The organism is Limibacterium fermenti, from assembly GCF_041902845.1.
Classification (GTDB): Bacteria; Bacteroidota; Bacteroidia; order Bacteroidales; family Dysgonomonadaceae; genus Limibacterium; species Limibacterium fermenti.
This window is the reverse complement of the sequence record NZ_CP159486.1, coordinates 548,494-571,006: the sequence shown is the minus strand read 5'-3', so window position 1 is coordinate 571,006 and position 22,513 is coordinate 548,494. Positions and strand designations below refer to the sequence as shown.

The 22,513-nt window shown below is 46.4% G+C and carries 22 protein-coding genes, 1 tRNA gene and 1 pseudogene; 17 read left to right on the top strand and 7 right to left on the bottom strand.

Annotation, left to right across the window (positions count from 1 at the left end):
• Positions 1–29: 29 nt before the first annotated feature.
• The 7 genes and pseudogenes from zwf (at position 30) to ABNK31_RS02525 (ending at position 7,563) form a co-directional block, all read left to right on the top strand.
• On the top strand, positions 30–1,556 hold the full coding sequence (gene zwf / locus ABNK31_RS02555) for a glucose-6-phosphate dehydrogenase (RefSeq protein ID WP_418894172.1): 1,527 nt from the start codon (positions 30–32) through the stop codon (positions 1,554–1,556).
• 50 nt (positions 1,557–1,606) lie between these two features.
• Positions 1,607–2,323, top strand: coding sequence for a 6-phosphogluconolactonase (gene pgl, locus ABNK31_RS02550; RefSeq protein WP_418894171.1), 717 nt, complete (start codon positions 1,607–1,609; stop codon positions 2,321–2,323).
• Positions 2,324–2,547: 224 nt separating this feature from the next.
• Positions 2,548–3,735, top strand: a pseudogene (locus ABNK31_RS02545) (serine hydrolase domain-containing protein); the annotation flags it as partial.
• A gap of 59 nt (positions 3,736–3,794) precedes the next feature.
• Positions 3,795–4,907, top strand: coding sequence for a 4-phosphoerythronate dehydrogenase PdxB (gene pdxB / locus ABNK31_RS02540; protein ID WP_418894170.1), 1,113 nt, complete (start codon positions 3,795–3,797; stop codon positions 4,905–4,907).
• 189 nt (positions 4,908–5,096) lie between these two features.
• On the top strand, positions 5,097–6,800 hold the full coding sequence (locus tag ABNK31_RS02535; RefSeq protein ID WP_418894169.1) for a tetratricopeptide repeat protein: 1,704 nt from the start codon (positions 5,097–5,099) through the stop codon (positions 6,798–6,800).
• A 147-nt stretch (positions 6,801–6,947) separates the two neighbouring features.
• A complete protein-coding gene (locus ABNK31_RS02530) occupies positions 6,948–7,121 on the top strand; it encodes a type II toxin-antitoxin system HicA family toxin (protein WP_418894168.1) in 174 nt (57 codons plus the stop codon).
• A gap of 28 nt (positions 7,122–7,149) precedes the next feature.
• The gene (locus ABNK31_RS02525) at positions 7,150–7,563 is read left to right on the top strand and encodes a helix-turn-helix domain-containing protein (protein ID WP_418894167.1); all 414 of its coding nucleotides are present in this window, start codon (positions 7,150–7,152) and stop codon (positions 7,561–7,563) included.
• Positions 7,564–7,604: 41 nt separating this feature from the next.
• On the opposite strand, the gene ABNK31_RS02520 is transcribed toward ABNK31_RS02525, so the two are convergent.
• Complete coding sequence (locus ABNK31_RS02520; RefSeq protein ID WP_418894166.1) at positions 7,605–7,904, bottom strand: hypothetical protein; 300 nt, start codon at positions 7,902–7,904, stop codon at positions 7,605–7,607.
• 496 nt (positions 7,905–8,400) lie between these two features.
• Between ABNK31_RS02520 and tyrS the strand changes: the two genes are divergently transcribed.
• Positions 8,401–9,693 carry a tyrosine--tRNA ligase gene (tyrS, locus tag ABNK31_RS02515; RefSeq protein WP_418894165.1) on the top strand — a complete coding sequence of 431 codons (1,293 nt, stop codon included), beginning with the start codon at positions 8,401–8,403 and terminating at the stop codon, positions 9,691–9,693.
• Between the two features lie 141 nt (positions 9,694–9,834).
• A tRNA-Gln gene (locus ABNK31_RS02510) sits at positions 9,835–9,905 on the top strand.
• Between the two features lie 95 nt (positions 9,906–10,000).
• Here ABNK31_RS02510 and ABNK31_RS02505 read toward each other — a convergent pair.
• Positions 10,001–10,336 (bottom strand): YegP family protein, encoded by a 336-nt coding sequence (locus tag ABNK31_RS02505; RefSeq protein WP_418894164.1) that lies wholly within the window; start codon positions 10,334–10,336, stop codon positions 10,001–10,003.
• A gap of 198 nt (positions 10,337–10,534) precedes the next feature.
• On the opposite strand from ABNK31_RS02505, the gene ABNK31_RS02500 reads away from it, so the two are divergent.
• Positions 10,535–10,756: a hypothetical protein gene (locus tag ABNK31_RS02500; RefSeq protein ID WP_418894163.1), complete on the top strand. Its 222-nt coding sequence runs from the start codon at positions 10,535–10,537 to the stop codon at positions 10,754–10,756.
• 136 nt (positions 10,757–10,892) lie between these two features.
• Here the strand turns inward: ABNK31_RS02500 and ABNK31_RS02495 are convergent, their stop codons facing one another.
• Entirely contained in the window at positions 10,893–11,588 is a 696-nt protein-coding gene (locus tag ABNK31_RS02495; protein WP_418894162.1) for a hypothetical protein, read from the bottom strand.
• 24 nt (positions 11,589–11,612) lie between these two features.
• Between ABNK31_RS02495 and ABNK31_RS02490 the strand changes: the two genes are divergently transcribed.
• Positions 11,613–12,053 (top strand): hypothetical protein, encoded by a 441-nt coding sequence (locus ABNK31_RS02490; protein ID WP_418894161.1) that lies wholly within the window; start codon positions 11,613–11,615, stop codon positions 12,051–12,053.
• 96 nt (positions 12,054–12,149) lie between these two features.
• Here the strand turns inward: ABNK31_RS02490 and ABNK31_RS02485 are convergent, their stop codons facing one another.
• From ABNK31_RS02485 to ABNK31_RS02470, 4 genes are all read right to left on the bottom strand, one after another.
• On the bottom strand, positions 12,150–13,682 hold the full coding sequence (locus ABNK31_RS02485; RefSeq protein ID WP_418894160.1) for a BACON domain-containing protein: 1,533 nt from the start codon (positions 13,680–13,682) through the stop codon (positions 12,150–12,152).
• 16 nt (positions 13,683–13,698) lie between these two features.
• Complete coding sequence (locus tag ABNK31_RS02480) at positions 13,699–17,010, bottom strand: TonB-dependent receptor domain-containing protein (protein ID WP_418894159.1); 3,312 nt, start codon at positions 17,008–17,010, stop codon at positions 13,699–13,701.
• Between the two features lie 397 nt (positions 17,011–17,407).
• Complete coding sequence (gene groL / locus ABNK31_RS02475) at positions 17,408–19,042, bottom strand: chaperonin GroEL (RefSeq protein WP_418894158.1); 1,635 nt, start codon at positions 19,040–19,042, stop codon at positions 17,408–17,410.
• Between the two features lie 28 nt (positions 19,043–19,070).
• A complete protein-coding gene (locus ABNK31_RS02470) occupies positions 19,071–19,343 on the bottom strand; it encodes a co-chaperone GroES (RefSeq protein WP_418894157.1) in 273 nt (90 codons plus the stop codon).
• Positions 19,344–19,437: 94 nt separating this feature from the next.
• On the opposite strand from ABNK31_RS02470, the gene ABNK31_RS02465 reads away from it, so the two are divergent.
• The 6 genes from ABNK31_RS02465 to ABNK31_RS02440 all read left to right on the top strand — a co-directional run bounded on the left by ABNK31_RS02465 (position 19,438) and on the right by ABNK31_RS02440 (position 22,462).
• On the top strand, positions 19,438–19,569 hold the full coding sequence (locus ABNK31_RS02465; RefSeq protein WP_418894156.1) for a hypothetical protein: 132 nt from the start codon (positions 19,438–19,440) through the stop codon (positions 19,567–19,569).
• Between the two features lie 130 nt (positions 19,570–19,699).
• Positions 19,700–20,350, top strand: coding sequence for a diphthine--ammonia ligase (locus ABNK31_RS02460; protein WP_418894155.1), 651 nt, complete (start codon positions 19,700–19,702; stop codon positions 20,348–20,350).
• 127 nt (positions 20,351–20,477) lie between these two features.
• Positions 20,478–21,311, top strand: a complete 834-nt coding sequence (locus ABNK31_RS02455) for an ABC transporter substrate-binding protein (RefSeq protein WP_418894154.1) — start codon at positions 20,478–20,480, stop codon at positions 21,309–21,311.
• Between the two features lie 88 nt (positions 21,312–21,399).
• A complete protein-coding gene (locus tag ABNK31_RS02450) occupies positions 21,400–21,930 on the top strand; it encodes a cob(I)yrinic acid a,c-diamide adenosyltransferase (protein WP_321578919.1) in 531 nt (176 codons plus the stop codon).
• Between the two features lie 114 nt (positions 21,931–22,044).
• The gene (locus tag ABNK31_RS02445) at positions 22,045–22,299 is read left to right on the top strand and encodes a DUF433 domain-containing protein (RefSeq protein WP_418894153.1); all 255 of its coding nucleotides are present in this window, start codon (positions 22,045–22,047) and stop codon (positions 22,297–22,299) included.
• Positions 22,184–22,462, top strand: coding sequence for a DUF5615 family PIN-like protein (locus tag ABNK31_RS02440; RefSeq protein WP_418894152.1), 279 nt, complete (start codon positions 22,184–22,186; stop codon positions 22,460–22,462). Before ABNK31_RS02445 ends, ABNK31_RS02440 begins: the two co-directional genes overlap by 116 nt.
• Positions 22,463–22,513 lie beyond the last annotated feature (51 nt).

The window sequence follows — 22,513 nt, the reverse complement described above, 5'->3', positions numbered from 1 at the left end:
AAGACGGTAATAAAACAACCAATCATAGAATGAAAAAAGTAGTCAATCAAGCGCTGGTGATTTTCGGAGCATCGGGCGACCTAACCTATCGCAAACTCATTCCGGCCGTTTTCGATTTATATATGAACGAGTCGTTGCCGAAAGGATTTGCGGTTTTGGGTGTAAGCCGGTCTTCCTTTTCCGATAGTGCGTTCCGCCAGAAGATGAAAAAAGGCATTCAGGAGTTTGCTCATTACAAAGATGCAAAACCCGTAAAGATTGATGATTTTCTCTCGAAAGTGTTTTATATCAGCATCGACACGCAAAAAGGGGAAGAATATGCCCACGTGAAAGCGAAACTGGCCGAACTGGAATCGACATTCCAACTCGATCATAATTATATATTTTATTTATCTACGCCGCCATCGCTCTACTCTTTGATTCCGAAATACCTCTACGGTCAAGGGCTTACCTTGCAGCATTCGGGCTTCCGGCGGATCGTGATTGAAAAACCGTTCGGCCATGACTTGGAATCGGCACAGAAGCTCAACCAACAACTGCTGGATTTTTTCGAAGAAGATCAGATTTACCGCATCGATCATTACCTGGGAAAAGAAACCGTGCAGAACCTGATGGTGACCCGCTTCGGCAATGGTATTTACGAACCTCTCTGGAACCGAAGGTATATCCAGCACGTCGAAATCACCGCCGCCGAAAGTATCGGCGTGGAAGACCGCGGCGGTTATTACGATCACGCGGGCGCCCTGCGCGACATGATACAAAACCATCTTCTGCAGGTCGTATCGCTGGTGGCCATGGAGCCCCCTTCGAAAATTTCGGCCGACGATATCCGCTATGAGAAGATGAAAGTCTTCCGGGCATTGCGTCCGTTTACCAAGCTCGACCTGAAGAACAACGTTATCCGGGGACAATACACCGAAGCGACCGTCCGCGGAAAGCAACTCAAAGGCTATCGGGAGGAAAAGGATGTAAAGAAAACTTCACGGACAGAGACCTACGTCGCCATGAAGTTCTTTATCGACAATTGGCGTTGGGAAGGCGTACCGTTCTACCTCCGTACGGGCAAGCGGCTGCCGACACGGGTGTCGGAGATCGTCATCCATTTCAAACCTTCCCCTACCCGCCTCTTCAAACAGACGGAAGGCGACAAGGGCGAGAACTTACTCATTTTACGTATTCATCCCGATGAAGGCATTTTGCTGAAAACCGGCATGAAAGTCCCCGGAAGCGGGTATGAAATGAAATCGGTGAATATGGATTTCCATTATTCGGAATTAAACGATCATTATATTCCCGGGGCATACGAACGATTGCTTACCGACTGTATGGCCGGCGACAATACTCTTTATATGCAAGGCGTGGCCGTAGAGGAAACATGGAAGTTCGTACAGCCGATCCTCGATTATTGGGAGGAGGACAAGGATGCTCCGCTGCATGGCTATCCCGCCGGATCGTGGGGACCCGATTGTGCCGACGACCTGATCGACGGTAAAGAAAATATATGGCGCTACCCGTGCAAAAACTTAGCGGAAGACGGGGTGTATTGCGAATTGTAAAATGGAGATTAGAGATTGGAGATTAGAGATTGGAGATTGGAGATTAGAAAATGGAAACAGAAATAAAAATATTTGAAGACATCGAAGCGTTGAATAACGCTTTTACCGAATGGCTGAAGGAAATCCTCGCACAAAAAGAGGTGGTTACATTGGCGTTATCGGGCGGTTCTACGCCTAAATCGTTGTTCCGGTATTGGGCGGAAGAGCATCGCGACGATATCGAATGGGGAAAAATCCGCTTCTTTTGGGGAGACGAACGTTGTGTGGGACCTACCGACGAGCAAAGCAATTACAGAATGGCCCGGGAGAATCTGTTCGATTTCATACCCGTGTCCGAAAAACAAATCTTCCATATTCACGGGGAAGACGATCCCACATCGGAAGCAAATCGCTACGGGGAAATCATCTCGCGCGCGACGGATAGTATCGAGGGCATGCCGGCTTTCGATATCGTGATGCTCGGCATGGGCGATGACGGTCATACGGCATCGATATTCCCGCATGAAATCGATTTGTGGGATAACGGCCATGTGTGTGTGGTCGGCACGCATCCCGACAGCGGACAAAAAAGAATCAGCTTGTCCGGAAGAGTGATCAACAATGCCCGGCATGTGGCTTTCCTGGTTACCGGCGAAGCAAAGGCCGATAAAGTAAGGGAAATAATGGCGCCCCGGCATCGCAATACCAGCCGCTATCCGGCTGCGAGGGTTAATCCTTCGCACGGCACGCTTACGTGGTTTTTAGATAAAAAAGCTGCGGGGAAATAATAATAATTAGCTAATTAGCAAATTAGCGAATTAGCAGATGAGGAGATGAGTAAATTAGCGAATTAGCGAATTAGCAGATGAGGGAATGAGCAAATGAGGGAATGAGCCGTCAGCTAATCAGCCGACAAAGTAATTCATAATTTGTCATTTGTAATTCGTCATTTGTAATTTGTCATTTGTAATTTGTCATTTGTAATTTGAAATCAGCACATCATTAGAATAACATGAAAAGAATTTATTTTTTAATAGGATGTGTTCTTTTAGGAACCGTTCTATCGGCAAGTGCTCAGCCATTGCTTAAAGTATCGCCTGAAGAAGTGGGTATGGACTCGCGACGACTCGTATATGCCGACCGGGTAATCGAAAAAGCGATTGCCGAAAAACAAATACCCGGCGCCGTACTGGCTGTCGTCCGAAACGGAAAAATGGCCTATCTGAAGGCTTACGGAAACAAACAAGTCTATCCGTCTATCCTAAAAATGGAAACGTCAACCGTTTTCGACCTGGCTTCATTGACCAAGCCTCTGGCGACGGCGCTATCCGCCATGGTACTCGTCGAACGAGGTGAAATCCGCTTTCTCGACAAAGTGAATGACTTCATCCCCGACTTTCAACCATGGGTGGGGGAAGACGGGAAAAAGAAAGATATCCGGGTGATCGACTTACTCACGCACACATCGGGACTGCCGCCTTACGCGCCGGTCACAGAGCTTCAACAGAAATACGGCTCCCCCAATCCCGACGGCCTTATCGATTATATATCGACCTGCCCGCGCGACTTCGAGCCGCAAACCGACTTCCAATACAGTTGCCTGAATTATATCACCCTTCAACGAATCATTGAGAAGGTCAGTAAAAAGAATCTGCGCGACTTTGCCAAACAAAATATTTATACGGTATTGGGAATGAAACATACCGACTTCACCCCGGCAGGCGAAACCTTCCGCCGCGTAGCTCCCACCGAAAAACTCGCCCAAGGAGGATTGCTCCGGGGCATCGTGCACGATCCGCTGGCGCGGGTGATGAACGGGGGCATATCGGGCAATGCCGGCTTGTTTTCGGATGCCGATGACATAGCCATCCTGGCGGCCGCTTTACAAAACGGCGGGCAATACAACGGCAAGCGGATTCTCAGCCCGTTGGGCGTAAAAACAATGCGCACCGTTCCACGTCATGTAGCTTCGCTCGGCCGGACACCGGGCTGGGACATCTTTACGGCTTACGCATCGAATAACGGCGACTTGTTAGGGCCGAACACGTACGGACACACCGGATATACCGGCACCTCGGTGGTGATCGATCCCGATAACGATGTAGCGGTTATCCTCCTGACCAACCGCGCCCATCCCGACGATGGAGGCGAAGCGGTCCGCTTACGGTCGTTGGTCGCGAATGCCGTCGCCGCCTCCATTGTAGATGCGAAACGATAGGGCGGAATACGATTGCTTAAAAAAACGATTGATTAGATAGAATGAAATTATTAGCAGACGCTCACATTCCTTATTTAAACGGATTCGCCGAACAGTTCGGGCAGGTGGAATATCTGCCGGGAAACTTATTCGATAAACAAAACATCCGCGACAAAGACGCGCTCATCGTACGGACGGTCACCCATTTCGGCAAGGAATTGCTGGAAGGGACAAAGGTGAAATTGATTTGTTCCGCGACGATCGGCTTCGACCATATCGATACGGAATACTGCGACTCGCACGGCATCGCCTGGCGTACCGCCCCGGGATGCAACGCTTCGTCGGTGGAGCAATACGTCACTTCCTCGTTGCTGCATCTCGCCCGCACCCACTCTTTCGACCTGAGCCGTAAAACCATCGGCATCATAGGTGTGGGAAACGTAGGCAAGAAAGTCGAAGCGGCCTGCCGGAAACTGGGCATGCACATTCTTCTCAATGACCCGCCGCGCGAAGCGAAAGAAGGCAGCAGCGCCTTTACCGGCCTCGAAACCATCCGGCGAGAAGCGGATATCATCACCTTACACACCCCCTTAACGAAAACCGGCACGTATGCGACCTATCATTTGGTCGACGAAAACTTTCTGAATCATGCGGGCAAAAAGCCGTTCATTATCAATTCATGCCGCGGAGCCGTGGCCGACAACCGGGCGCTGGTCCACGCGCTTGAATCGGGCAAGATTGCCGGAACGGTGATCGATTGCTGGGAAAACGAGCCGGATATCGACCGCGACCTGCTGCGCTTGTCGGATATCGCCACCCCCCATATCGCCGGCTATTCGGCCGACGGCAAATGGGCAGCCACCCGCATGTCGCTCGAAAACGTGAATGAATTCTTTCATTGCGGCATCAGCCCCATACAGCTCTCCGCGTTACCCACCCCGCCCGATCCGGAGATCAATCTTATGGATGTGCCGGTGGAAGAACGGCTGGCCGTAGCCGTGCGCCGAACCTACGATCCGGCAAAAGAAACGCAACAACTGAAAGCCGCTCCCGAACGCTTTTACTATTTCCGCTCGCATTATCCGCTGCGAAGGGAATACGCCGCTTACGAAGTGGTGAATGTCGATGAACCGACCGCACGATTATTGCATGATTTCGGATTTAAAGTGCGGTAAGAAACGGTTACACAGAGGACACGAAGAAGACACAAAGTTACACGGAGGGACTCCTGTTTCGCCGGCGTATTTCTAAAAAATAAATAAAGGTGATAAAAGGCATCGTTATTATCGTATAAAGAAGTAAATTTGCAGTTGATTCAATTGGAATAAATCGGAGATAATAACATTCTGTAATTATATATAAACATGAAGAGAAAATCGTACTTTTTTTCCGTAATTTTTGCGGCTTCGTTAGTACTGTTCGCCACCTCGTGCAGCAGTAAGCTGAAGCCTTTGGCACAATCCAATTTTAACGTCACGCCCTCACCGCTCGAAACGGTCGGAAACGAAATTCCGGTAACCGTCAACGGGACATTCCCCGAAAAATGGTTCAACAAAAACGCCACCGTTACCATCACCCCCGTACTGAAATATGCCGGAAACAGGGAAACCACCGGCACAGCCTACAGCTATCAGGGCGAGAATGTGTCGGGAAACCGCATAACCATTCCTCACAAACGGGGAGGAAACTTTACGATGACCTTTAAATTTCCGTATCAACCGGAAATGCAATCGTCGGAACTATTCCTGCGGTTCGACGGACGGATTAAACAAAAACAATCGTCGTTGCCCGACGTGAAAGTCGCCGATGGCGTCATCGCCACTTCCGCCCTGGCCAGCGTTGCAACCACCACGCCTTCGGTCGCCGACGACGGATTCCAACGCATTATCAAACAAGCGCAGGAAGCCAATATCTTATTCGTTATCCAACAGGCCGAGCTGCGCCAAAGCGAATTGAACAAACAAGATATGTCGGCTTGGAAAAAACGCGTGCGCGAAGCCTTTAACGACCCGAAACAAAATGTCGATGTGGAAATCTCAGCCTATGCATCGCCCGACGGCGGCGCTCAGTTAAACGACAAGCTCGCGGCCCAACGCGAAAAGAACACCTCGAAATATCTCGAAAACGAACTGCGTAAACAATCCATCAACACCGATATCAACGCCCGTTACACGGCACAGGACTGGGAAGGATTCCGCCAATTGGTACAGGCGTCGAACTTACAGGACAAAGAATTGATTTTGCGTGTACTGGAAATGTATCCTGACACCGAAACACGTGAAAAGGAAATCAAAAATATTTCGTTCATCTACGAAGACTTGGCGCAAACCATCCTGCCGCAACTGCGCCGCTCACGCATTACGGCCAACATCGAAATCATCGGTAAATCGGATGACGAAATCAGGGATTTCTGGAAAAACGATCCGAAAAAACTATCGGTCGAAGAGTTATTATACGCTTCGAGCCTGACCGACAACGTGGCTGAAAAAGAAAAGATCTATCAATACGTGACCGTTCACTTCCCGCAAGATTACCGGGGATGGAACAATATGGGCACGCTGTTCTTCAAACGCGGCGAATGGAACAAAGCCAAGCAATCGTTCGACCGAGCCGCACAAGTAGCTCCTTCGGCGCCGGAAGTAAATGCAAACCAGGCGTTGCTGGCATTGAACTCGGGCAATGTAGACACGGCAAAAGAATTGCTGGGAAGCGCTTCGGGTGCAAACAGCCTCGAAGAGGCAATGGGACTGTTGTATTTAATGGAAGGCAATTACAACCAGGCGGTAGAAGCATTCGGAGATACCAAGTCGAACAATGCAGCATTGGCGCAACTGCTCACACGCAACTACAGTCAAGCGAAGTCGACGCTCGACAACAATCAAACGCCCGATGCCACCACGGCATACTTGCAAGCCATTATCGGTTCGCGCACCAACAACTTCAATGTCGTCGTCGATAATTTACGGACGGCTATCGCGCTCGACAGAACGATCGCCTCTAAAGCATTAAACGACCTGGAGTTTGCCAAGTACCGAAACAATCAGGAATTTATCGCTTTGACTCGATAAGCGATTCTTCTTTTTTACAATTGAATTTTTTTTCAAGGGGTGCATTTTCTTCGGAGAATGCACCTTTTTTTGCCGATAAGTATTCAATATACTACCTTTGCAGAGTGCTAATCAAACGAATATTTGAGATAATGAAATATTCAGAGATTGAAAAAAAAATTAAAAACCGGCGGTTGCTATTGGGTTTATGATGGAGGCAAACATCCGATATGGTACAGTCCTATTACCGGAAAAAAGTTTGCACTCAGCTATCATAAGGCTGAAGAAGTTAAATATGGAACAATGAAATCAATCAGTAAAGACTCAGGAATTAAACTTTGACCGCTGAGTAAAAAACGGAGGAATAAATATGAAAATAGATGTAATTATTGAAACGGGACCCGATAAACGTTTTGAAGCGGTTATCGATTCTGAAAAAGAATATGGATTACCGTTCGGATTATTGGGCGAAGGAAACTCTGTACAAGAGTGTATAGAAGACTTCTATGAGTCGGCGGCTGAAATGAAAGCGCTTTACACCGCAGAAGGAAAGGAGTTCCCTGATGATTGGGAGTTTACGTTTAAATATGATGCTGCTTCGTTTTTAGCCCATTATTCGGATATGCTTTCGTTGTCGGGATTGGAAAAAATTACCGGCATCAACCAACGCCAGCTAAGCCATTATTTGAACGGCGTGAAAAAGCCCCGCCCTGAAACGATTAAGAAAATAGAGACCGCAATTCATCGTTTTGCCAATGAATTGAGTCAAGTGAATTTTGTTTGATACAGGAAGTAGCGCACGGACAACACACCATCGTCCATCGCTCACGCGGGAAAGGTATACCGCAACAAGAACCAGGCAGCGGCGGCAAACACCGCAATAACGAGCGCTATCGCCAGGCCCTGGCTTAAGAGCCGCCGCCGGCGCCGCGGGTCGGACGGGTCGTAGTGCGGATTAGGCAATTGCTTTCCGCACGACAAACAATAAAGTCTCTTTTCATCTTTCACCTCAAGCTTATAATATACTTCCGCTCCGCAATGAGGACATGTGGTGGAGTAGATTCTGTCGTCTTTCGCCTCTTCCGGCTGCCGCCGCGGACGGAATGCATTTTCATCGTGATTCATCGTTACAAATGTTTATTTCCGGGCCGTTCCCCAAGTCCGGTAATATACAAAAAAGAGGCGTGAGAACTGTTAGCCATATCACAAACTTGAGGACCTCGACTTCCCACACCAAATGATAGACAACAGCCCCACGCCAACGAAGGCGCGGAGCATTTATAGCTATCATCCTTGATGTTGAGAAACTGTCGAGGTTTCAAGTAAGGACAATACCAAAAACGCTTCCCGTTTTTTTAACGTAACAAAGGTATGCTTTTTTTGAGTAAAAACAGACTTTTTCATTCGAATTATGCCCTGTTTACCGTCAAACCGCTCCGGGCAGGCGGTTTGACGGATAAGAAACCGGCGATCTCCCCGCTTTACCCGTCAAGGGGGGGGAAGCCGTTAGACGTCAGGCGGGGGAAATTCTGCCGAATTGAATGTTTACGATGGTTTTGTTTCGAAAAGAAAGTCGTATCTTTGTATCCATTTTATTAAAAGAATTTAGAAACAAGACGTTATGAATTTTGTAGAAGAACTCCGTTGGAGAGGCATGATACAAGATATTATGCCCGGAACAGAAGAACTGTTATTAAAAGAGCGCACTTCCGGATACGTAGGAATCGATCCCACAGCGGACTCGTTGCATATCGGACACTTAGTGGGTGTGATGATACTCAAACATTTCCAAAGAGCCGGACATACGCCTATGGCATTGGTGGGCGGAGCTACCGGCATGATCGGCGACCCGTCGATGAAATCGGCCGAGCGGAAACTGCTCGATGAGGAAACGCTGCGACACAATCAGGAAGCGATTAAAGCGCAATTGGCGAAATTCCTCGATTTCGAGAGTAATATTCCCAACAAGGCTGTCTTAGTTAACAACTACGATTGGATGAAAGATTATTCTTTCCTGAATTTCATCCGTGATATCGGGAAGCATATCACCGTGAATTATATGATGGCGAAAGATTCCGTCAAAAAACGCCTGAGCGCCGAATCGAGCGAAGGAATGTCGTTTACGGAATTCTCCTATCAATTAATCCAGGGATACGATTTCGTACATTTATACCGGGAAAAGAACTGCCGCCTGCAAATGGGCGGTTCCGACCAATGGGGAAATATTACGACCGGAGCGGAATTGATCCGGCGCATCGAAGGCGGAGAGGCTTTCGGACTGGTTTGCCCGTTGATTACCAAAGCCGACGGGGGCAAATTCGGCAAAACCGAGAGCGGAAACGTCTGGCTCGACCGCCGTTATACATCGCCTTATAAATTTTATCAGTTTTGGTTGAATGTGAGCGACAGCGATGCCGAAAAATATATCAAAATCTTCACCGCGCTCAGCAAGGATGAAATCGAGGCCCTCGTGGCCGAACAACAGGCTGCCCCGCACTTACGCCCGCTACAGAAAAGGCTCGCGGAGGAAATAACCGTGATGGTACACTCGCGCGACGACTACGAGGCGGCGGTAAGCGCATCGGAAATTTTGTTCGGAAAAGCCACCTCGCAGCAATTACACGCCATCGACGAAGAGACATTCCTGCAAGTATTCGAAGGCGTACCGCAATTCCGCATCGACAAGCAGAAACTGCATGCCGGCATAAAAGCGGTGGATTTGCTGACGGAAGAGGCCGAGGTATTCCCTTCGAAAGGCGAAGCGCGCAAAACCATCCAGAGCGCAGGGGTGACCATCAATAAAGAAAAGGTGAACGCGTTTGATGAACCGATCGGCGAATCGCATCTGATCGCCGGCAAATATATCGTTGTGCAACGCGGCAAAAAGAACTATTTCTTGCTGATTGCCGATTAACGGGATTGCGAAACGTATTTTCCGGGGGTGTCGCGCCAAGCGCCCCCCGGCAAAAGAAAAACAAAAAAAGTACGGCCAACATTTGGCCAATTACAATTATTATTCTATTTTTGCACTGCTTTTCACGAAGCATAGAAGGATTGTCCCATGGTGTAATGGCAGCACATCTGATTTTGGTTCAGCCAGTCCAGGTTCGAATCCTAGTGGGACAACAGTATTACCTGAATAAATTGCATGAAAACCGGAGATCGGATTATATTTAACAATAATAATCCGATCTTTTTTTATTCCGCATTTTGCCAAAAAGCTATTCAAGCGTTTGATCATCGAGAGATGCATCGGGTGCATTGCTCTTCACCGACTGAATGCCGTTATTGCGCGAAGATTCCGACTCATACATTTCGCTGTTTCCAACAATCTGTCCGTTTTTCGCTTTCAGGTTGAAGAAAAACTTTCCGTTGCTGGAAGTCTTTTTCTCATACAAACTTTCGTCGTGCGAGTTTTTCCGTACCGACTCGACGCCTTTCATACAATTGACTTTGGTCGTGTATCCTTCACTGGATAGAATAACTTGACCGTTTCCGGCTTTCAAATTGAATTGAAACTCTCCGTTCTTTCTTTTGCTGATTACAAATTTTCCCATTTTCAAATGTAGTTTTTAGTAAATAAATGTGAGTAAATAAACTGATTGTTTAACATTTTTACGAGCGGATTGTTCACAGGAAAATCTACCCTGCGTCAGACGGACGGGAGGCGTCAAAATAATCATTCGTCTTTATTTCCAAAAAATGAGTATCTTCGTACATTATCTTGTACAATTCAATAATAAAATAGAATCATTATGATAGTCATTAGTCCTTCGGAGTTAAGAGCCCGACAAAAGAAATATTTTGATTTGGCAGAAACCGAACCGGTGGTCGTAAAGAGAGGTAAAAAGCTGATACATTTGGTTGTAAAAGAGCGGCTTATTACGGATGAAGATATAAAAAACAGTTTAACACGAGAAGAATTAATGCAGGGCGTTAGGGAAGATATAAAAAGAATCTACAGCGGTCAAAAATGAAAATCCTTTTTGCCCCTGATGTTCGTGAATATCTCAAGGAAGTATCTGAAATTCTTTATGAAAAAGAAAAGCGAAGCGTCCTCTTTTTTCAAAGAATGATCTCCGCTTTCCACAGTGTAATACCCCTAGCGCATTTTTATCGCTTTACCACAATGCCCAATGCTTCGAGCGACTGGTCATCCTTGAGTAGTATTTTAGCATATTTAATGAATTTACGGTATTCGGGGTCGAGTTCGTCAAACAACTTATCCCGGGCTTCGGTAGCTGCCTGTGCCTCGGAGACCTCTTTTTTCTGCCCTTCTTTCAAGGCTCGCAATGCGGCCACAGCGGCCAACGCAGCATCCACTTCCGTAGCCGGGACACCGGCATTGGGAATTTCTTCGAGCAACGCTGGCGTATTTTTTAGCTGTGTATAAAAACTCAGCACGATGTTCAACCAGTCTCCATACGCTTTCTTCACCCGCGCGTTCAGTCCTAATTGGACAAATACCTGCAGATTATCTTCAAAATAAATCTTCAACAAGCCGCGATGCTTCATATATTGATCGTGAATTTCTCCGCGTTTCTTGTTAAAGCTATCCGTTCCGGCATACTGTTCGCTCTGTTCCTTTTGTTGTTGCTGATTGAGTTGCAGGAGTGTTTCCACTTTTGCCAGATTCCCGTCGAGTTTCTCAGCGGTGTACCCTACCGGTTCCAGATGTGGTAAAATCGTCGGTAGTTTGCCATTGGTAAATGCAGTGTGCATTTTTTCGATGCGTTGTTCCATAGACATTCCACGTGTCTTTTTGTCTTTACTGTCGTCATGGGCAGTAGATGCAGATTCTTCTGTCATACTCTATCCATTTAATTGGTTAATATGAAGGCAAAATTAGAGACAAATTTTGACAAAAGCAATTTTACTTCAATTTATTTTGTAGTTTTGAAAAAATCATATAAGGAATGGAATTTCCGCGTGTTTTTTTCGCTCTTTGGTCCGTCCGAAACATTTCTCCACGCTTCCCAGCCATTTTTTAGCGTTTTCCTCCCATTTTCCGGCATTTCCCGGCCATTTTCCGATGTTTTCCTGCCATTTTCACACGCTTCCGAGACATTTTTAGGTGCTTCCCGGACATTTTTGCTTGCTTTTTATTCATTCCGGCATGCTCATAAAGCATTCCTGCAAAACTGGCCAAAGATTTCCACACACGCCCCGAAATTTTCTATAGAGGATATAAAACCAGCCTCCTATTATTTTATAATACACTTGACACACTCTCTTTCAAATTTTATTAATCATGCACGACAACACTATCAATAAAAACCGCGTAACAAATTTATTGTTACACGGTTTTTATTATCTGTCACACACATATGCTGCGTGTCACATTACTTAGGGTATATGGTTTCGTATTACTTACTTCGCACTTTCGTGGCTGAAATAAATACCATTTGCAAGTTGAGCTGTTCCTTTATAAGAGCTCTTTTTTGCAATAACGGTTAGGTGATCTCCCACTTTAATACCTTTGGCTTCTATCAAGCCTTTCCTATCGTCGCCAGTTGCACCATAACCCGGATAACAGCCATACACATAAATCTCGCTGTCGCCGTCTTTCAAATAAAGATTACCGTAGTCCTTACCGGTAATCGACGTAATTTCACCGGTCAGCATATAATAATCATGGTCGGAATCGGGTTTGGTCAACACCTCGGCAATAGTAGAAACAGTCACAGGAATAACGCTTTCCAAAACGGCACCGCCGACTTGCGGAGTACCTTTATATTCGGCGCGTTTTCCGACAATGGTGATGATGTCACCCACTTTCAGATTTTTTTCCCGGAAACCGTCAATACCATATACATAGGTTTCACCGGAGAAATCCCTAAGGTATAAATTACCATATGTAGAATTATCAATCTTGGTGATCACACCTGTCAGACGATATTGCGTGTCACTCACTGCAGCGGCGAGGAATTCAGCCACCGAAGCGTCCACAATCGCACCTGTTTGACTCAGTGTTGTTTCTGTTGTATACTCTTTTTTCCCGTCCGTGGTACGGAATATGATGGTTGTTCCACGGTCACCACCGGCATTAGCTGCCGCTTTGAATTTCACAACCACTTCTTCACCGGCCGATTCGACAGAAGAAATTGACAACCACGACTTGGCATCTTCCGGGATATCTACCGAGGCGCCCTGCCCTTTGCAGGTAAGGTATGCTGTAAACTCACCCCCTTCAATAGGAAGCACTTTGTTTTCAACAGAATCAACTTTTATCAGTGATTTGTTGATGCTGATCACCGTCACATCCACCAATTCAATCGTTGAACCGTAAGTGAGTTTCGGGCCCTGCACCGTTACTTCATCACCCACTTCAAGCCCCCAACTCAGGAAGTTTTGCTTTCCTCCCTTCGCATCAAGCGTGCCGTAGACGTAGAGCGTACCGGTTTCATCTGTCAAATACCAGTTACCATATTGAGTATTGGCAATAGCAGTGCAAACACCCGTCACACGGAACGTTTTTCCATCGGGTCCGGCATTCACGTCCGCCACAGTGGCCTCTTCGATCTTGGGTAAACCCTGGATAATATTGATTCGTTGTGTCTTTCCACTGCTGTGAATCAACACCTCGGCCGTACGGCCATTGAGGGTGGAGGGAGCAGAAAAAGTGAGTTCCGCTTCACCGGCGCTTCCTCTGGTGGAAGAGATCGTTAACCATTTAATCGAATCTTGAACAGTCGTGTCATTCTTCCATATAAGCACTTTCTCTGCGGTCCAACTATCCTGGGACGTCACAGTGATGGTCGCATCACCCCCTCCCTCGGGAATAGCCACGTATGACGACGACACCTGAATTTCTTGAAGCAACGTCACAGCGTCTTCTTCGTCGCAACTTGCCATCAAGGCAAGCGTTACAATGAATAATGGGAATAAATATTTTAGTTTCATTTCCTTTATATTTTAATTAGTTGAAAATATACTTGATGCCAATGGATGCATACCAGCACTGGCTCAAAGAGTAGCTTGGCGTGAATGTTTGGGTATCACCTTTGATGGAAGTGGGTGTAGAGAATGTAGCCACACCGTCGGCATCCACACTTTCATACTTGAGGATACGAGCCTCCGAACCAATTTCAGGATTCAGATATTTAGCCACCCCCCAGCTGGAATTGAAGAAGTTCATCACATTCTTGATATCAAAGCTAAGTTGCAATTTGTGTTGGTTATTGCCCGCATTGAGGACAAAATCGTGTTTGTAGCTAAAGTCGATACGGTGTACCCAGGGAGAGTAAACGCTGTAGGATTCGGCATACTTGCCCTGTCGGTTTTTCAAATAATCGTTGGCATGTACATAATCCATAAAACGGGTTTTGTCGTCTTCCGAAACAAACCGGAACTGATTGTTTGACACCTCTTCGTCAGTGGGGACATAGATTGCATCGTAGTTGTACCCGTCGTTATTCATATCGTTCACCGTCATGTAGGAGTAGTTCGCTCCACCGAGCCATCCTTCATAGATAATACTGTAATGATTGCCACTCTTGTCGTGGGCAGTAACCGAAGCCACCAAACGATCGGGTGTTGTGTACTGTGAATTGTGCAACTTGATATGGTTGGGGCCTTCTACTGTAGGAACATAAGTAAATGCAGATTCGGCATTCGATCCGGGCATACCGGTTACATCCTTGGCCACCGTGTGTGTATAGGCAGCCATCAGGCTGAGCCGTTCGGTCGGGTGCGCATTGAGGGTGATGTTGGCCGACCAGCCATAACCGCGGCTTGTATTTTCCAACACAAACGCCTTTGTGCCGGTACGATAACCATCGGGATAAATCGGGCGGTTGTCCACACCGTTGAAACGGGCAAAACCGCCTACATTGGGAATACTCCAGTCAGACATGGAGACACCGTTGATGGTTTTGTTGAAGATCCCTTCTACCGTAACCGAGGACGGAAACGGTGTCGGGAACGCATAGTCCACGGCAAGCGATGTTTTCCAGACCTGCGGCATTTTGAATTTTGAATCTACGGCCGAAATAGAGGAAGGCTCCGTACCTTCTTCAGGGGATATGGTGGTAGGATACCCCAACGAGGCCAGCTTGTCATAAAGAGCGGCGATACTAGCTTTACCGTTGGCATCCGTTACCAGGCCGCCGGCAAACTGTGTCATGTCAATAAATTTATTTCCTTTATCGCCCACCGTGAATGTCCCTTTGTAACCATCAAACACCTTGGTACTGGCATTTATTTGAGCTTGGTATTGCACCATTCCACCGTTGGTGGGCATATTGGTGAAGAATACAAGTGGTAAATTACCGGAGAAGAGGCCGGTTCCACCGCGAAGTTTCAGGCTGTTGTCTCCATACGCATCCCATACAAAACCTACACGGGGTGAGAAAATAACATTTGCCGAAGGCCATTTACCGGTATCGATATGACGACCGGAATAATCGATTTTATAAATCGCCTGATTCGTCATCAAATCTTTATTATTGAAGAAAAGCCCATCGATACGAAGGCCGTAGGAGAGTTTGAATTTTTCGCCGAGACTCCAGTCGTCTTGGGCGTAAACGCCGATTTTGTTCGTTCTCACACGAGCCGCAGGATTGCTTTCCCCGCCATAACCATACGTCAAGTTCACAATTTCCGGGGTTCCTCCGTTTAAGAAGTCGTCAAGACTTGTGTAGCGATAGTAACCGGTGCCGTTACGCATATAAGCATTATCGGCCATCTTATATTCATAGGCAATTCCTCCTACAACTTTGTGATTACCCAGGTAATAAGTCAATTCATCTTTAATGTTCCATACATTGTTGTGCACACCGTTATTCCATGTAAAAAGCTCATACCCCAAAGACATATAAGCTTGCCCATCTTTCAAAATGTCGATAAAAGGGAATTCTGCAGAATTCGTCCCCCGGATATCGTCAAGTTTCGAAAATGTTGCCAGGAACTGGTTGGAAAGGTTGTTGGACAACCGGCTGTTCAAGTCGAAAGAGAATGAATGAACGAGGTTATCCATCGAATACATTGAGTTGGCAAATGCCATGGAAGCTTGTGACAGGCGAGCCTCCGACACACGGGTGCCTCCATCCATGGAAGTGGCATTAGGAGAAATCCATGTAATATTTTTTGTGTAGTTATATCGCAAAGCCAGCCGATGTTGGTTTGTGATATTCCAATCCAAACGGGCAAGCATTTTGCGGGTGCTTTTATCTGCGGGGAAACTTGTATAAGATCCCGTTTCATATCCATATTCACTCCTCACAAAGTCGGAAACCCTCTGAAGGTCGCTTTCCGTTGTGCGGGAGATATAACTGTCCGGAATGGCCACACCATTTGTTGATGCTCTCCAACGATTGGCAACGGTGGGTATTTTAGCCATTTCAGCATTCACGAAGAAAAACAATTTGTTCTTGATAATGGGACCGCCCAGCGTGAAACCGTAGGTCGTGTTACGGTCTTTTTCACGCACATCTTCTTCGACCAGTTTGCCTTTGACGGCATTACCGCGCATGTTTTCATTCCAGTGATAAATGTAACCGCTGCCTTTGAAGGTATTCGTACCGGATTTTGTAATCGCGTTCACACCGCCGCCGATAAAGTTTGTTTGACGAACATCGTACGGTGCGATCACCACCTGCAATTCTTCGATTGCTTCAAGGGAGATGGGGCTACCTCCACCAGGCAGCGCATCACTCAGACCAAAGTTATTGTTGAAATTGGCTCCATCCACCGTAAAGTTTGCCGTACGGCCATCGGTACCGGCAAAGCTCATACCATTCCCTCCATAAGGTGAAAGGCGGGTAACATCTATAATACTACGGCTTACCGTAGGTAAATTGACGATCTGGCTGTTGGTGATATTCGTCACAGCTCCCGTTCTCTCCGTGGTAAATTTTGTGCGGGCTGCCGTTACGACAACTTCATCCAATGATGTTGCTTCTTCTGAGAGTACGACATTCAATACATAGTTTTCACCCAGGCTCAACGTTATGTTGCTTGTTGTGCTTGTACCATACCCAATGTATGAAATTTTCACGGAATAAGGTCCGCCTACACGCATTCCGTTTAGGTTGAAGCGTCCCTCCATATTGGTAACCGTTCCGTAAGTCGTTCCCGAAGGTTCGTGCGTGGCAATCACCGTTGCCCCGATAACCGCTTCTTGCCCGCCGGTGACCCGTCCGCTCATGCTGGAAGTGGTTACCTGAGCTTGCATAACTGTAACAATCATCAAAAAGAATGCTACCAGTAAAAATTTTAATTTTTTTATCATAAACTAATTTATTAAAGTTTGTAGATTAAAATGATCATACCATAACTGAAAATCTACACAAAAGTACAATAAAAAAAATCAAAACTTATTACATTTCCGTTACATTTTCAAAGTGAAGCGAAACCGTTTGATCATCATCAACCAACATGATAAACAATCTATTATGTTTAGAATAAAAAAACGCTCAAAAAATCATTTTACATAGGTATTAAGTTTCATTCACTTACACAGAGAAAGACAATAGGTTAACAAAATAATATCCAAGCTACATAAAATTATAAAAATCAATAGTAGAAAAATTCTACAAAGCCTCTCTTCTATATAATAAAAAAGATGTGCAACCCATATAGAACAGGCTGCACATCAATCTTTAAATATGTACGATAATGGCAATGAATTACATCATGCCGCCCATTCCGCCGCCGCCCATAGGCATTTGCGGAGCAGGATTGTCTTCCTTCTTGTCGGTGATGACACATTCGGTAGTCAGGAACATGCCGGCGATGGAAGCCGCATTTTCCAATGCAACGCGTGTCACTTTGGCAGGATCGATCACACCCGTTTCATACAGGTTCTCGAACTGGTCGTTACGGGCATTGTATCCGTAGTCCGCTTTTCCTTCGCGAACTTTCTGCACAATCACGGCGCCTTCTTTGCCACTGTTGGCGACAATCTGGCGAAGGGGCTCTTCGATAGCACGTTTGACGATTTCGATACCGGTGGTTTCGTCTTCGTTCGCGCCTTTCAACCCTTCCAACGCTTCGATGGCGCGGATGTAAGCCACACCGCCGCCCGGAACGGTTCCTTCTTCAACCGCTGCACGGGTTGCGGAAAGCGCATCGTCCACACGGTCTTTCTTTTCTTTCATTTCCACTTCCGAAGGAGCGCCTACATACAATACGGCTACCCCGCCCGAAAGTTTCGCCAACCGTTCCTGCAATTTCTCGCGGTCGTAATCGGACGTTGTTTTTTCTATTTGAGCGCGGATTTGTGCGACACGATTGTGGATGGTTTCTTTATCGCCCACCCCGTTTACGATCGTCGTGGTATCTTTGTCGATAGTCACTTTTTCGGCGCTACCCAACATATCGAGCGTTGCATGTTCGAGCGTCAGGCCTTTTTCTTCCGAAATCACCGTACCGCCCGTCAAGATGGCGATATCTTCCAGCATTTCTTTACGGCGGTCGCCGAATCCGGGAGCTTTCACAGCCGCAATCTTCAACGATCCGCGCAGACGGTTTACAACCAGGGTCGTAAGCGCTTCCGAATCGATATCTTCTGCGATAATCAACAGCGGTTTGCCGGTTTGAACGCTCTTCTCGAGGATGGGAAGAAGATCTTTGATAGCCGATATTTTTTTATCGTGGATAAGAATCTGCGGATTTTCGAATTCCACCTGCATGCTTTCGGTATCGGTCACGAAATAAGGAGAGATATATCCGCGATCGAACTGCATCCCTTCTACGACATCTACATACGTATCGGTACCTTTGGCTTCTTCGACGGTAATCACGCCTTCTTTGCTGACTTTTTGCATGGCTTCGGCAATGAGTTTACCGATGGTTTCATCGCCATTCGCCGAGATCTTGGCCACATTTTCGATTTTCTTCAAATCGTTGCCGACTTCTACAGCCTGGCTTCTGAGGTTTTCCACCACTTTGGCCACGGCAATGTCTATTCCGCGCTTCAAATCCATCGGATTAGCGCCGGCGGTTACGTTCTTCAATCCTACCCTGATGATGGATTGAGCCAGCAAGGTAGCGGTGGTTGTTCCGTCGCCTGCATCGTCATTGGTTTTGGTAGCCACTTCCTTTACCAGTTGGGCGCCCATGTTTTGGAAGGGATCCTCCAATTCTATTTCTTTTGCCACGGTCACCCCGTCTTTCGTAATTTGGGGAGCGCCATATTTTTTGTCGATGATCACATTGCGGCCTTTAGGGCCCAAAGTTACTTTTACTGCATCCGCCAACGCGTCCACTCCTTCTTTGAGTAAATCGCGGGCATCCATTTCAAATTTAATTTCTTTTGCCATAGTTATACTTTTTCTTTTTTTCTGTTTGTTATCCGATAATAGCTAAAATGTCAGACTGGCGCATGATGAGGTATTTTTCACCATCAAGTTCGATTTCCGTTCCGGCATATTTCCCGTAAAGAACGTGGTCTCCGGGTTTCACGACTATTTCTTCGTCTTTAGTACCTTTTCCGGCCGAAATAACTTCGCCTTTCAATGGTTTTTCTTTCGCTGTATCGGGAATAATAATTCCGCTTACTGTTTTTTCTTCCGCAGCGGCCGGTTTTACCAACACTCTGTCTGCTAATGGTCTAATATTCATATCTCTAAAATTAATGATTAATTAATTGTTGTTTGTTATGTAGAAACTGTTTAAAATTGTTTCTTCGTTCGACACAATTCAAATAGCGAATTCTATGCCAAAAAAACAAATCCGCCGTTTTCCACCAAAAAAATTCTATTTGAAAGGGGAGACTGACAAAATTGCAGTCGGAAGAACCGGCGTGTCGCGTGATATTGCTTCGCGACAGGATTCGCTGTACGGATAATGAGAACATACAAGCGCTGCAAGAGGCTATAACTATCGTAACCTGTTGAAAACTGATAATTGATAACCGGAAGCTTTGCTATTCTTTTAGTATCTTTGCAAGGTGTTTATACATTATATTAATTGAATAGATGAAAGCTTTTATTTCCTGGAGCAGCGGTAAGGATTGCATCTATGCGATGCATCGTTTTTTAGCGGATGGCGGCAACGAAGTGTTTTGCTTGTTGAATATGTCGGATGCAAACAGCGACCGCTCCCGTTCGCATGGTATCAGGAACGAACTGATCCGCCGGCAATCCGAAAAAGTAAGAATCCCTCTTATCCAACAACCGACCACAAGAGCCGAATATGAAAAAGATTTGAAAGCCGTTATGGCCCATCTGAAAAAAGAGCACGCGGTCGATACCGGCGTATTCGGGGATATTTTCGTCAGGGAACACAAGACGTGGATCGAACGGGTATGCCACGATATGGATATCACGCCCGTATTTCCGCTCTGGGGAATGGATACGGAAGTGGTGATGAACGGCTTCCTGAAAGAAGGTTATAAATCCATCGTGATTTCGGTGCGCAAAAACAAGTTGCCGCCTTCTTTTCTGGGGCGCATTGTGGATGAGGCTTTCATAAACGACTTGCGCGCAATACCGGGAATGGATGTGTGCGGAGAGAACGGCGAATATCACACCTTTGTTTTCGACGGCCCGTCGCTTGCCGATGTGGTTCCTTTCGAAAAAGGGGAAATCACCGAAAATGAAACGCATCATTTTTTGCAATTAAGATAATAGAGGATAGAGGTTGGAGATTGGAGACCGGAGACCGATGACTGATGACTGGAGACCGATGACCGGAGACTCCAAACTGCCGGATGAAATAACGTGTAAAACTTTGAGTAATAAAAAACAATGAAATATGAAGTCAGTACATAGCAATAAAAAGTTTATTGTATCGATACTGTTTTTCGCATGGGTAACCCTCGCTTTCGGACAGGCGTCTTATTCGAAAATAATCTCGTTGGCGCCGTCCGTCACGCAAAGCTTGTATTATTTGGATGCGCAAGACAAACTGGTGGGATGCACGAGTTACTGTACGGCGGCTAAAAACGACCACAAACCGGTTGTCGCCTCTGCCGTAAAGGCGAATATCGAAAAAATCGTCAGCCTGAAACCCGACTTGGTCATCGCTTCGGGGCTTACGAGCCCGAAAGATTTGGAATTGCTGCGCAAAATGGGAATAAAAGTGGAAGTCTTCGCCTCTCCCCGCTCCTTTCAGGAAATCTGCGAACAATTCATCCTTCTGGGGAAATGGGTAGGGGCGGAACATCGGGCAAAAAAAACGGTATCGGAAAGTCAACAGAAAATACAACAGATTGCTCGACGCATCTCACGCCTCAACAAGCCGAAAATGTTTTTTCAAATCGGCGCCAACCCCTTGTTCACCGTCATACCCAACACGTTTATGAATGACTATATGACGTTGCTGGGGGGCGGGAATATTGCGAAGGGCCTCACACAAGGCGCCGTCACACGCGAGTTTGTAGTGGCCAAAAACCCCGATTATATCTTTATCGTCACGATGGGGATCGTCGGGGACGAAGAGATGAAGACCTGGAAGCGGTACACGAATCTGAAAGCGGTACGAGACAATCACGTCTACATCATCGACTCGGAAATCGCCTGCCAACCGACGCCCATCACGTTTGTCCAAACAATAGAGACAATGAATAAATTAATGACTGGAGATTAGAGGTTGGAGGTTGGAGACCGGCGACTGAAGACCGAAGACCGGCGACCGATGACCGGCGAGATTAGACATCAGACATCAGACATTCATAATGAAAAAGCTTGGATTGATACATATATATACCGGCGACGGTAAAGGCAAGACAACGGCTGCTGTCGGCTTGGCAACCCGCGCCTTGGGAAGCGGCTTTAAAGTGTGCTACTGCTCGTTCCATAAAGATCCCGCAAAATACGGGTATGCCGAAATGGAAAGCCTGAAAAAACTCGGGGCGACCGTGCTGAATTTCGCCATCGGGCATCCTCATCTCGACAAAAGCATCGACGAAGAACAAATAAAGAAGGAAGTGCCCGAAGCCATTCAAACGCTCCGGAACAAGCTGGCCGAAGAGTCGTTCGATTTACTGATTATGGACGAGATCCTGATCTCCGTCCGCGACCGCTATCTCGACGAATCGATCCTGCTGGACTTCATCAAAGACAAGCCGCAGGATACGGAACTCGTGTTAACGGGAAGGGCTGCCACCGAAAACGTCATGGCGCTGGCTGACTACGTCACATTCTGCAAAAAGCTGAAACATCCTTACGACCGTAAGATCCGCAGTAGGAAGGGAATTGAATATTGATAAAACGGCTACACGCCTTTTTGTCCTGACGCTTTTATTTTTGTCAAAAGGTAAAAAAGATATAACTTTGCTTTCGATACTTCATTTCGTTAGCAATTAATCATTCAAATAATTATGGATAATAATTTGGCTTCTTATATTTCAATCAACCCGGAAATCCGTTTTGGAAAACCGTGTATAAAAGGCACGCGGATAACCGTTACGGACATTCTTCAATGGCTTGCTTCGGGTATGTCTCATGAAGATATTCTCCATGATTACCCCAACCTCACAGAAATTCATATTCGTGCAGCATTACGCTTTGCGGCAGACAGAGATACTCTTATCAAAACAATTTCGATTGACAATGCGAATCCGGCTATTGCTTGACGCAAACTTATCACAGAAAATGCTTATCGTAACCAATGATGAAGACTTTTTGCATCTGTCCAGTACAAAAGGATTTCCGCCTAAAGTAATTTTATTACGTACGGGAAATCAAAACCGGAAATATATCGAACAATTAATCATAACCAATAAGTCGCAAATATAATCATTTATTTACTCGACTGAATATGGTGTTTTAGAAATTATATAAATGGTT

Coding starts and splice junctions, on each gene's coding strand:
- zwf (WP_418894172.1), top strand. CDS start 30: ATGAAAAAAGTAGTCAATCAAGCGCTGGTGATTTTCGGAGCATCGGGC.
- pgl (WP_418894171.1), top strand. CDS start 1,607: ATGGAAACAGAAATAAAAATATTTGAAGACATCGAAGCGTTGAATAAC.
- pdxB (WP_418894170.1), top strand. CDS start 3,795: ATGAAATTATTAGCAGACGCTCACATTCCTTATTTAAACGGATTCGCC.
- ABNK31_RS02535 (WP_418894169.1), top strand. CDS start 5,097: ATGAAGAGAAAATCGTACTTTTTTTCCGTAATTTTTGCGGCTTCGTTA.
- ABNK31_RS02525 (WP_418894167.1), top strand. CDS start 7,150: ATGAAAATAGATGTAATTATTGAAACGGGACCCGATAAACGTTTTGAA.
- ABNK31_RS02520 (WP_418894166.1), bottom strand. CDS start 7,904: ATGAATCACGATGAAAATGCATTCCGTCCGCGGCGGCAGCCGGAAGAG.
- tyrS (WP_418894165.1), top strand. CDS start 8,401: ATGAATTTTGTAGAAGAACTCCGTTGGAGAGGCATGATACAAGATATT.
- ABNK31_RS02505 (WP_418894164.1), bottom strand. CDS start 10,336: ATGGGAAAATTTGTAATCAGCAAAAGAAAGAACGGAGAGTTTCAATTC.
- ABNK31_RS02500 (WP_418894163.1), top strand. CDS start 10,535: ATGATAGTCATTAGTCCTTCGGAGTTAAGAGCCCGACAAAAGAAATAT.
- ABNK31_RS02495 (WP_418894162.1), bottom strand. CDS start 11,588: ATGACAGAAGAATCTGCATCTACTGCCCATGACGACAGTAAAGACAAA.
- ABNK31_RS02490 (WP_418894161.1), top strand. CDS start 11,613: ATGAAGGCAAAATTAGAGACAAATTTTGACAAAAGCAATTTTACTTCA.
- ABNK31_RS02485 (WP_418894160.1), bottom strand. CDS start 13,682: ATGAAACTAAAATATTTATTCCCATTATTCATTGTAACGCTTGCCTTG.
- ABNK31_RS02480 (WP_418894159.1), bottom strand. CDS start 17,010: ATGATAAAAAAATTAAAATTTTTACTGGTAGCATTCTTTTTGATGATT.
- groL (WP_418894158.1), bottom strand. CDS start 19,042: ATGGCAAAAGAAATTAAATTTGAAATGGATGCCCGCGATTTACTCAAA.
- ABNK31_RS02470 (WP_418894157.1), bottom strand. CDS start 19,343: ATGAATATTAGACCATTAGCAGACAGAGTGTTGGTAAAACCGGCCGCT.
- ABNK31_RS02465 (WP_418894156.1), top strand. CDS start 19,438: ATGCCAAAAAAACAAATCCGCCGTTTTCCACCAAAAAAATTCTATTTG.
- ABNK31_RS02460 (WP_418894155.1), top strand. CDS start 19,700: ATGAAAGCTTTTATTTCCTGGAGCAGCGGTAAGGATTGCATCTATGCG.
- ABNK31_RS02455 (WP_418894154.1), top strand. CDS start 20,478: ATGAAGTCAGTACATAGCAATAAAAAGTTTATTGTATCGATACTGTTT.
- ABNK31_RS02450 (WP_321578919.1), top strand. CDS start 21,400: ATGAAAAAGCTTGGATTGATACATATATATACCGGCGACGGTAAAGGC.
- ABNK31_RS02445 (WP_418894153.1), top strand. CDS start 22,045: ATGGATAATAATTTGGCTTCTTATATTTCAATCAACCCGGAAATCCGT.
- ABNK31_RS02440 (WP_418894152.1), top strand. CDS start 22,184: ATGATTACCCCAACCTCACAGAAATTCATATTCGTGCAGCATTACGCT.